The sequence below is a fragment of the Rhodococcus sp. P4_F5 genome (assembly GCF_056401315.1).
The window spans coordinates 22,376-31,545 of the sequence record NZ_JBFUJP010000056.1; the positions used below are offsets into that span (position 1 = coordinate 22,376).

Annotated in this window: 11 protein-coding genes; 10 read left to right on the forward strand and 1 reads right to left on the reverse strand. The window is 71.7% G+C overall.

The features are described from left to right. The first annotated feature begins 14 nt into the window (after positions 1 to 14). The 3 genes from AC1DU4_RS19440 to AC1DU4_RS19450 all read left to right on the forward strand — a co-directional run bounded on the left by AC1DU4_RS19440 (position 15) and on the right by AC1DU4_RS19450 (position 1,345). Positions 15 to 560, forward strand: coding sequence for a hypothetical protein (locus AC1DU4_RS19440; protein ID WP_477842572.1), 546 nt, complete (start codon positions 15 to 17; stop codon positions 558 to 560). A gap of 72 nt (positions 561 to 632) precedes the next feature. Continuing rightward, positions 633 to 848 carry a helix-turn-helix transcriptional regulator gene (locus AC1DU4_RS19445; protein WP_477842574.1) on the forward strand — a complete coding sequence of 72 codons (216 nt, stop codon included), beginning with the start codon at positions 633 to 635 and terminating at the stop codon, positions 846 to 848. Positions 849 to 853: 5 nt separating this feature from the next. Next, complete coding sequence (locus AC1DU4_RS19450) at positions 854 to 1,345, forward strand: hypothetical protein (protein WP_477842576.1); 492 nt, start codon at positions 854 to 856, stop codon at positions 1,343 to 1,345. A 16-nt stretch (positions 1,346 to 1,361) separates the two neighbouring features. Here AC1DU4_RS19450 and AC1DU4_RS19455 read toward each other — a convergent pair whose 3' ends face one another. Beyond that, the gene (locus AC1DU4_RS19455; RefSeq protein WP_477842578.1) at positions 1,362 to 2,147 is read right to left on the reverse strand and encodes an enoyl-CoA hydratase/isomerase family protein; all 786 of its coding nucleotides are present in this window, start codon (positions 2,145 to 2,147) and stop codon (positions 1,362 to 1,364) included. 182 nt (positions 2,148 to 2,329) lie between these two features. Here AC1DU4_RS19455 and AC1DU4_RS19460 point away from each other — a divergent pair, with 182 nt between their 5' ends. Genes AC1DU4_RS19460 through AC1DU4_RS19490 form a run of 7 tightly spaced genes read left to right on the forward strand, consistent with a single transcriptional unit; the run spans position 2,330 to position 9,151 of the window. Next, positions 2,330 to 3,424 (forward strand): NrtA/SsuA/CpmA family ABC transporter substrate-binding protein, encoded by a 1,095-nt coding sequence (locus tag AC1DU4_RS19460; protein ID WP_477842580.1) that lies wholly within the window; start codon positions 2,330 to 2,332, stop codon positions 3,422 to 3,424. A gap of 1 nt (position 3,425) precedes the next feature. Next, the gene (locus AC1DU4_RS19465) at positions 3,426 to 4,304 is read left to right on the forward strand and encodes an ABC transporter permease (protein ID WP_477842582.1); all 879 of its coding nucleotides are present in this window, start codon (positions 3,426 to 3,428) and stop codon (positions 4,302 to 4,304) included. Then, positions 4,301 to 5,098 carry an ABC transporter ATP-binding protein gene (locus AC1DU4_RS19470; protein WP_477842584.1) on the forward strand — a complete coding sequence of 266 codons (798 nt, stop codon included), beginning with the start codon at positions 4,301 to 4,303 and terminating at the stop codon, positions 5,096 to 5,098. The genes AC1DU4_RS19465 and AC1DU4_RS19470 overlap by 4 nt, the downstream gene beginning before the upstream one ends. Positions 5,099 to 5,107: 9 nt before the next feature. Further along, positions 5,108 to 6,154, forward strand: a complete 1,047-nt coding sequence (locus AC1DU4_RS19475) for an ABC transporter substrate-binding protein (RefSeq protein WP_477842586.1) — start codon at positions 5,108 to 5,110, stop codon at positions 6,152 to 6,154. Continuing rightward, positions 6,151 to 7,251: an LLM class flavin-dependent oxidoreductase gene (locus tag AC1DU4_RS19480; protein ID WP_477842588.1), complete on the forward strand. Its 1,101-nt coding sequence runs from the start codon at positions 6,151 to 6,153 to the stop codon at positions 7,249 to 7,251. Before AC1DU4_RS19475 ends, AC1DU4_RS19480 begins: the two co-directional genes overlap by 4 nt. Then, complete coding sequence (locus tag AC1DU4_RS19485; protein WP_477842590.1) at positions 7,248 to 8,435, forward strand: LLM class flavin-dependent oxidoreductase; 1,188 nt, start codon at positions 7,248 to 7,250, stop codon at positions 8,433 to 8,435. The genes AC1DU4_RS19480 and AC1DU4_RS19485 overlap by 4 nt, the downstream gene beginning before the upstream one ends. 8 nt (positions 8,436 to 8,443) lie before the next feature. Beyond that, the gene (locus tag AC1DU4_RS19490; RefSeq protein WP_477842592.1) at positions 8,444 to 9,151 is read left to right on the forward strand and encodes a class II aldolase/adducin family protein; all 708 of its coding nucleotides are present in this window, start codon (positions 8,444 to 8,446) and stop codon (positions 9,149 to 9,151) included. Positions 9,152 to 9,170 lie beyond the last annotated feature (19 nt).

Sequence of the window (9,170 nt, forward strand, 5' to 3'; positions counted from 1 at the left end):
AACGAGGGAGTGCCATGTCCGATCATCGAGACCTGCCCGGCGTCGTATCCGACGCCGGCGTCGAGCGCCGGAGCGGCGTCAGGAAGACCCGGTGGGACCGGCTGCGCCACGAGTGGCACCACCGGCTCGACCCCAGCGAGCAGTCGGCGGTCATCTCCTGGGCCGCCTTCACCGCGACGTTCGGGTCGGTGCGGGTGCTGACCCACTGGATCCGCGCCGGGCACGGGCCGGCCGGGGGCGGAATCAGCCTGGGCGGAAGACACTTCCACCACTACAACATCGGCATCGCGCTGCTCGGCGTGGTCGGCGCGGTGGCCACCCGCGGCTCCGAGAAGGACCGGCGGCACCCGGCGGTGGCGATCGCCTACGGCTCGGGCGGCGCACTGATCGTCGACGAGCTGGCGCTGCTGCTCGACCTCGAGGACGTGTACTGGGCCAAGGAGGGCCGCACCAGCGTGGACGCCGCCGTCGCGGTGATCGCGGCGGGGGCGACATTCTTTGCCGGACTGCCGTTCTGGCCGTCCGCGGGGAAGGTGCTGGGCGCGCCGGTCGACCGGTGAGGCTGGGTCGGTACAACCGGCCGATGTAAAGAATTCTTGACATTCAAATGACAAGTGTTCTTTACTTCTCCCATGTCCGGAACACCGCGGGACAACCGGGTGCGCGAGCACCGCAAGCAGGCCGGGATCACCCAGGCACAGCTCGCCCAGGCGGGCGGGGTCAGTCGGCAGTCGATCGTGTCGGTCGAACGCGGCGACTACGCGCCGAGCGTGTACCTGGCGCTGCGCCTGGCGAGGGCGCTCGGCGCCACCGTCGAGGACCTGTTTCCCCTGACGACCGAGGAGTGATGACGATGAGTGCATTCGAACGGGCGATGCGTACGGTCGGCGACCTCGACGACGAGTTTTACCTCGACGAGCGACAGCGTGACGTGTGGAACGAGGCGGCGGCGGTCGGCTTCCAGCTCTTCCTGTGGGCGGCCCTCGCCGCGGCCGCAGTGCTGCCCTGGGCGGCGGGCCGAACCGGCGCCTGGATCGGTCTCGGGCTGCTCGTCGCCACCGCCGTGATCTCCATCGCCACGATCGAATTCGCGCGCCGACGCCACGTCGACCTGCACGCCACCGCCTTCCGCGTGCGCCCACGCCTGTTCCTCGCCGGGGCGCTGTATGCGGTCGCGGCGGTCGGCCTGATCGACCGACTGGTCGTCTCCGGCGCGCAGGACGGCCCGTCCACCTGGGCCGGCGCGGCGGTGGGCGCGGTCGTCGGAATCGCCGGGGCGGCGCTGGTGGTCCGGGYGAAGCAGCGGCGTCAGGCCCAGTTCGAGGCCGCCGAGGACCTGGCCTGACGCCGGGCCCGGCCCCTCACCAGCCGGCGGGCAAACCCGTGAAATCCGGCGCCCGGCCCTCGGCGAACGCGGTGAGCGCCTCGAGGTTGGCGGGTCCACCCATGAGTTCGCGGAAGCACTCGTTCTCCCGTTCGCGGGCCGCGTCGATCTCGGCGCGCAGCGGCGCGGTCATCGTCCGCTTGACCGCGATCAGACTCGAAATCGGCTTGGCCGCCAGCACTTCGGCGTGCTTCCGAGCCTCCGGAAGGAGGTCGTCGGGCTCACAGACCCGCCACACCAGGCCCATCTCCTTGGCCTGCGCCGCGTCGATCCACTCCGAGGACATCAACACCCATGCCGCGTTCTGCCTGCCGATCAGGGCGGGTAGCAGGTAGCTCGACGCGGCCTCGGGCGCCACGCCCAGCCCGGTGAACGGGCACTTGAGCCGCGCGTCGCTCGACATGAACGCCAGGTCCGCGAACCCGAGGACGGTTGCGCCGATGCCCAGGCCGATGCCGTTGACCGCGCAGATCAGCGGCTTGGGGAACTCCACCAGGGCGTCGAGCAGTCCGGGGAACCCGTGCTTGCCGGGCTTGAAGTCTGGATCGGTTGTGCGCGCGTGCATCTCGCGAAGGTCGGTGCCGGCGCTGAACGCCCGGCCGTTGCCGGTCAGCAGCACCACCGCCACGTCGGGGTCGGTGGCCGCATCGAGCAGCGCCTCGGTGGTGGCGTCGTAGAGGGCCTCGTCGAAGGAGTTGAGCGCGTCGGGGCGGTCGAGGGTCAGGGTCCGGACACGCTTGTCGTCCGCAATGAGGAGGCTCATGTCAGCATGCTAGAACGCGTGTCAGTTTCCCGGAAGGGTTCGGCGGGCGGGCTGCGGCGGAGGCGTCCCCACCTGATCTGTCAACCCTTCCAACCAGCGGAAAGCTATAGCTAGCCAGCGGGGATTGCGGATCCTAGTTTTTGGGGCACTGAACGACACGCCTTCGAACAGGAGCCCCGTAGATGTCCCGCACCCGCCGACTGCCCCGAGCGCGCGCCGCGCTCGCGATCCTCCCCGTCGTCGCGCTGGTTGCCGCGTGCGGTTCGGGCAGTGACGACGCCGCCGCAACGGCCACACCCGGCACCGAGCCGACCTTCGTCCTCAAGGTCACCGACCCCGGCAACGCCGGCCCGCTCGCGGTCGGCAAGCGCGACGGCACCTTCGACACGGCGCTGGCCCCGCTCGGCGCCAAGGTCGAGTGGGTCAAGGCGCCGCCCGCGTTCAGTGCGAACCTCAAGCTCTTCAACGCGGGCCAGCTCGACGTCTCGGGCGGCGCCTACAGCCCGGTCGTCGGCGCGCTCTCCAAGGACGTCGCCGTGCGGATCATCGCGGTGGCCGACCCGGTCGACCAGGACCAGAGCGGAATCATCGCCTCTCCCGGCGCGGGGGTGAAGGAGGTCAAGGACCTCGTCGGCAAGCGTATTGCGGTCAACCCCGCCGGCAAGGGCGAGTACATCACCCTGAAGGCATTGCGGCAGGCCAACATTCCGTTCGACCAGGTCGAGCGGGTGCCGCTGCAGCCGTCGGACGCGGCGTCGGCGTTCTCCACCGGCCAGGTCGACGCGTGGGCCTCGTTCAACGACCCGTACCAGGAGGCGAAGGCCCGCGGCGGCGTCGAGATCGCGACCGAGGCGACCATCGACTCCAAGGACAACACCATCGTCGCCTTCCGCACCGCGGTGCTCGATGAGCGTCCCGACGTCGCGGCGAAGTACCTCGAGACGCTGCGGACCCTCACCGAGGGACAGCGCAGCAACCCCGAGGACTACCAGAACGTCTTCGAGAAGGCCGGCCCCCGGGCCCTGTCCGGCGACCGGCTGGCCCGGGCGGTCGACCTGGGGCGCCGGGCGTCGGTGCCGCACTACCCGACCGCGGACGACGCGGCGGACCTGCAGGAGGTCGCGGACCTGTTCTTCCAGAACGGGGTGACCACCCGCGCCCTCACCGCGAACGACGTCTTCTACCCGTTGCAGGACAAGCTCGCCCAGAGCCCGTCCGCACCGGCCGCGCCGGAGCCGTCCGCGCAGAACCAGTCCGCGCCCACCAAGGGGAACTGACATGGCCACCCTGACCGCGCCCCGCGCGCCCGGCGGGACCACGGCCGCGGGTCGCGGCGCCGCCGCCGGGCAGCTCGAGCTGGAGGAGCCGCGCTACCGGGTCGGCCGCAGTCGGCCGCGCTGGGTGTCGATCCCGCTGCGTTTCCTGGTCCCGGCGCTGATCGTCGCCGTCTGGTGGATCGGCTCGGCGACCGGCGCCGTGCCGGAGGAGATCCTGGCCGGACCGCCGAAGGTGTGGTCCGCCTTCACCGAGCTGTACCAGACCGGGCAACTGGTGGACTTCTCGATCGCGTCGTTCAAGCGTGCCGCGGTCGGTGTGCTGTTCGGCGTGGTGATCGGGCTGGTGCTCGGTGTGCTGGCCGGGCTGTCCAGCCTCGGTGAGGAAATCGTCGACTCCACCATGCAGATCAACCGGGCCATCCCGTTCCTGGCGCTGGTGCCGTTGTTCATCGCCTGGTTCGGCATCGACGAGACCTTCAAGGTGCTGCTCATCGCGGTGGCCACCGTCGGGCCGATGTACGCCTACACCTACCTCGGGGTCCGCAACGTGGACCGCAAGATGGTCGAGGCCGCACAGAGTTTCGGGCTGCGCGGCTGGCGGCTGGTGGTCGGCGCGATCCTGCCCGCCGCGTTGCCGGGAGTGCTGATGGCGCTGCGGATCTGCCTGTCCATCTCCATCACCGGACTCATCGCCGCGGAGCAGGTCGGTACCCGCGAGGGCATCGGCTACCTGGTGACGCTGGCGCAGGAGTACAACCGCACGGACTACATGGTGCTGTGCGTGGTGCTCTACGCGGTGCTCGGGCTGATCTTCGACGCCGTCGTCCGGGTCATCGAGAAGTACGCGATGCCGTGGCGCGGACAGGTGGCGGTCCGATGAGCACCGACACGCCCCTGCCGCCGTTGGCGATCCGCGAGCGCACCGCGACCGCGGCCAGCGCCCGCCGGGCCGGCGAGCCCGTCGCCGTCTCCCTGCGCGGGGTCCGCAAGGCCTTCGGCGACAAGACCGTCCTCGACGGCGTCGACCTGGAGATCCACCGCGGCGAGTTCGTGGTGCTGCTCGGGCCCAGCGGCACCGGCAAGACCACCCTGCTGCGGCTGCTCACCGGGCTCGAAAGGCCCGACGACGGAAAGATTCTGGTCCCCGGGCAGCGCACCACCGTCTACCAGGAACCACGGCTGATCCCGTCCAAGCGGGTGCTGGCCAACGTCACCGTCGGCCAGCGGCGGACCGCCGAGAACCGCTCCCGCGCGGTGCGGGCGCTGGCCGAGGTGAACCTCGAGACCAAGGCCAGGCAGTGGCCGGCCACTCTCTCCGGCGGCGAGGCCCAGCGGGTCGCGCTGGCCAGGGCGCTGGTCCGGGAGCCGGAACTGCTGCTGCTCGACGAGCCGTTCGCCGCGCTCGACGCCCTGACCCGGCTGCAGATGCAGGACCTGGTCGGCGACCTGGTGGCCCGGCACCGGCCCGCGGTGCTGCTGGTCACCCACGACGTCGACGAGGCCGTGCGCCTGGCCGACCGGGTGCTGATCCTCAACGAGGGCCGGTTCGCCGTCGACGTGGACATCGACCTGGCCCGTCCCCGCGACCGCACCGATCCCGAGTCCCTGCGCTACCGCGCAGCGTTTCTCGCGGAACTCGGAGTCGGCCGTGCCGCTTCCAACGAAACCACCTAGGAGCACGTGATGACCGCAGTAGCCGACACCTCCCTCGACACCCTCTGGTACACCCGCTGCCCCGTGCCCACCGCGAGCGGCCTCGCGCACAGCCTCGGCTGGCTCGCCGACGCCGCCGCCGACTCGGGCGTGAGCCTGGGCGTGCTGCAGGAGGCGGGCCCGGAACTGGCGGCCGCGCACTTCGACCACCAGCTGCTCGGGCTGGTCCGCGAGGGCGGCAACGTCCCCGCGATCGCCGCCCGTGCCCAGGGCTCGCGAACCCGGCTGATCGGTCTCACCTGGATCGACGAGGCGCAGGCCGTCCTCGTCGGCCCCGAGTCGGCGGTCGCGGGGCCGTCCGACCTGGCCGGTCTGCGGATCGGCGTCCCCGGCTGGGCACAGGACCAGGCGCGCAGCTTCCCGCGGGCCATGGCCCTGCACGGCTTCGCAGCCGCGCTGCGCCTCGGCGGCCTGACGCTGGCCGACGTGACCGCCGTCGAGGTGGACGTCGAGCGGAACCCGCAGGTGCGCAACGCCGCTCGCGACAGTCAGCGCACCACCACCTGGGGCGTCGACGGGCTGCTGCGCGGCGACGTGGACGCGATCTACGTCAAGGGTGCCCGCGCCCAGGAGGTGGCCCGCGAGCACGGACTGCGGGTCGCGGTGGACCTCGACGCCACCGCCGCGAAGCGGCTGCGCGTGAACAACGGCACCCCGCGACCGATCACCGTGCACGCCGACCTGCTCGAGTCGCGGCCCGAGCTGGTGGTCGGGTTCCTGGCGCAGAGCCTGCGCGCCGCGGACTGGGCGGCCGACAACCTCGACCGGGTCCGTGAGGTCCTCGCCCGCGAAACCCTCTCCGGCCCCGAGGGCGTCGCGGCCGCCTACAAGGACGGCTTCCACCTGGACCTGCACCCGTCGCTGTCCGACGAGCGGGTCGAGCTGATCGACATCCAGAAGCAGTTCCTCTACACGCACGGCTTCCTGGCCGCGGACTTCGACCTCGAGTCCTGGGTGGCCCGCGAGCCGCTCGAGCGTGCCCGCGAACTGCTGGCCTCGGGAAAGGCGGCGTCATGACCGAGTTCCTCTGGCAACTGCCCTCCCGCGGCGACGGCAGGCACGCGACGCCCGGCACGCGCAACCGCGGCGGCTTCGGCGGACCGCAGGTGCCCACCGTGGCAACGGACCTGCGCCCCGGCAACTTCGGGCCCTTCGACGACCTCGCCCAGATCGTGCTGGCCGCGGAGCTATCCGGCCTGGACGGGGTGCTCGCGCCCTACGACCCGCTGGGGGAGGAGTCGTGGATCGTCGGCGGCGGTGCGCTGCGCGACACCCGGCACGCCCGGGTGATCGTCGAGTTCCAGCCGGCATTCGGTACCCCGGTGTACGCGGCCAAGGTGTCCGCGACGCTGCAGCGGCTCTCCGCCGGACGGCTGGCCTGGCGGGTCCAGGTGGAGACCGCCGAGGCCGACGCCCGGGCCCGGGGCGACCGGGTCACCGGCGCCGATCGGTACGCCCGGGCCGCGGAGTTCCTCGCCGTGGCCCGCGGGGTGTGGAACGAGACCCCGCTCGCCGGCGCCGGGTTCAAGGGCACCGACTTCCACTTCGCCGGCGAGTACTTCGACGTCGTCGACGGCGGCTTCCGGGGAATCCTGTCCGGGCTGCCGTTCCCCACGGTGTACCTGTCCGGTTCCTCGGACGAGGCGCTGGACCTGTCGGCGAGTCACGGCGACGTGCACCTGTTCACCGAGACCGTCGACGGTGTCGGCAACCTGGTCGCCGCGCTGACCGAGCGGGCCTCGGCGCAGGGACGCACGGTGCGCGCCGGGCTGGAGCTGCCGGTCATCGCCCGCGAGAGCGAGGACGAGGCGTGGGCACGGGTCGAGCGGCAGTGGCGCGAGGTCCATCCGGACAGCCCCGTCGCCCACGAACTCGACCTCGGCGACGGTCGCTGGGCCGGGTTCACCGAGCTGGGCTACGACGAGCCGATCGGACTGGTCGGCAGCTACGAGCAGGTGGCGCAACGGCTCTCGGCCTACGTCGACGCCGGCATCGACAGCTTCGTCCTCACCGGGCGCCCGCACATCGAGGAACTGCACCGCGCCGGCGAGCATCTGCTGCACCTGGTGGACCCGGCCGGACGCACCATCGCAGGACAGGAGGCCACCGCATGAGCACCGACTTCTACTGGCGGATCGGGATGGAGGGCGACCACGCGTCGCTGCGCACCCCGCGCCGCTACAACCGCGGTCACGCGAACGGATACGGCCCGGGCAACATCGCGCCGGCGATCCGGGGCGGCGAACTGGACGGCTACGGGTACATCGACCACATCGCCGCCGTGGCCAAGGCGTCCGAGTCGGCAGGGTTCCTCGGCGGGTTGCTGCCGTCGTTCCCGGTCACCGAGGACCCGTGGGCGGTGGCGTCGGCGCTGGCCCGCGAGACCACCACCTACAAGTTCATGGTCGCCTTCCAGCCGGGATTCCTGCATCCCGTCCAGGCGGCGCGGATGTCGGCGAGCCTGCAGCGGGCCACCGGCGGCCGGCTGGTCTACAACATCATCAGCGGCGGCGGGGGACCGGCGCAGCTGTGGTGGGGCGACAAGGTCGACCACGACGACCGGTACGCCCGCACCAGCGAGTTCCTCGACGTGCTGCGCGGCGTCTGGGACGGCGACCCGTACCAGCACGCGGGCCGGTTCTATGCCACCGACGGCGCCGCGCTGCCCCCGGGCCTGGCCGGTCAGCCGTTCCCGGAGGTGTACTTCTCCGGGTCGTCGGCCGCGGCCGTGGGTGCTGCCGGGCGGCACTCGGACTACTACCTGTCCTGGCTCGAGCCCTTCGCGGACCTGCGGGCCAAGTTCGACGGGGTCCGCACCCACGCCGAGAAGCTCGGGCGGACACCGAAGTTCGCGGTCCGGATCGACGTCGTCGCCCGGCACACCGAGGAGGCGGCCTGGGCGGAGATCGAGAAGGGCTGGGCCTTCGTCGACCGCGACGCGGCGAACAGGGCCGCGCAGGGCGACTCGGTCGGCGCCGCCCGCATCAAGGGCTGGGTGCCGGAGACCATCACCGGCTACCGGGATCTCGAGGTCCAGCCGAACGTGTGGTGCGGGTTCAGCCTGATCCGCGGTGGCCCCGCGTTCGGACTGGTCGGCAGCTACGAGCAGGTCGCGCAGCGCCTCGACGAGCTGCGCGAGCTCGGCGTCGACGCGTTCATCCTCGCCGGCAACCCGCACCTCGAGGAGGCGTACCGCGTCGGCGAGGAGGTCCTCCCGCTGCTCCAGGCGACTCCGCCGCCCGTGCGCCCTTCCGGCGATCAGGACCACCACAACCACACACGACTCATCACCCGCTAGGAGAAACCATGACCACCACCGAATCCCGCATCTCCGAGACCGTCGCCGCCTTCGTGGCGAGCGCCACCCGCGACGCGGAGAAGGCGTTCCGCGTCTTCCGCGAGACCGGCACCGTCTCCGCCAACGGCACCGTCAACTTCGTCGAACGGGTGCCGGGCGAGGAGATCGCCGTCGCCCTCAACGAGCCCGGCCCGTGGGCGGACGACCGCACCGTCGAGCCCGTCGTCGCCACCTTCGACGGCGAGGTGCTCGCCGGCCGTGGCTCCGCCGGCTTCGTCACCGGCTACGCCAAGGTGTTCCGCGAGCACCCGGAGATCACCTCGATCGTGCACGTGCACACCCCGTGGCTGGGCGGCTTCGCGCAGACCCACAAGAGCCTGCCGATCCGGTACGCGGCCTCGCAGCGGCTGACCCTGTCCCGGGAGATCCCGCCGCACATCGACCGCAGCGTCGGCGCGGGCGAGTTCATCCTCGAGCAGTTGGTCCGCGACCCCGACCTGGCCGCGATCTTCGAGGCGAACGGCGGCGTCAACGTCATCGGCCGCACCGGGCTGCTCGACCTCGCGAAGTTCGTGGTCCTGCTCGAGGAGGGCGCGCAGTACCAGGCCATCGGCGAGTCCGTCGGCGGCACCGTCGAATTCGACAAGACCAACCTCGTCGCGCAGTGGGGCCGCAGCGGCCTGCTCGACCAGGCCCGCGAGCGTGGTCTCGTCTAGTCCCACCCCACCGCCGGTG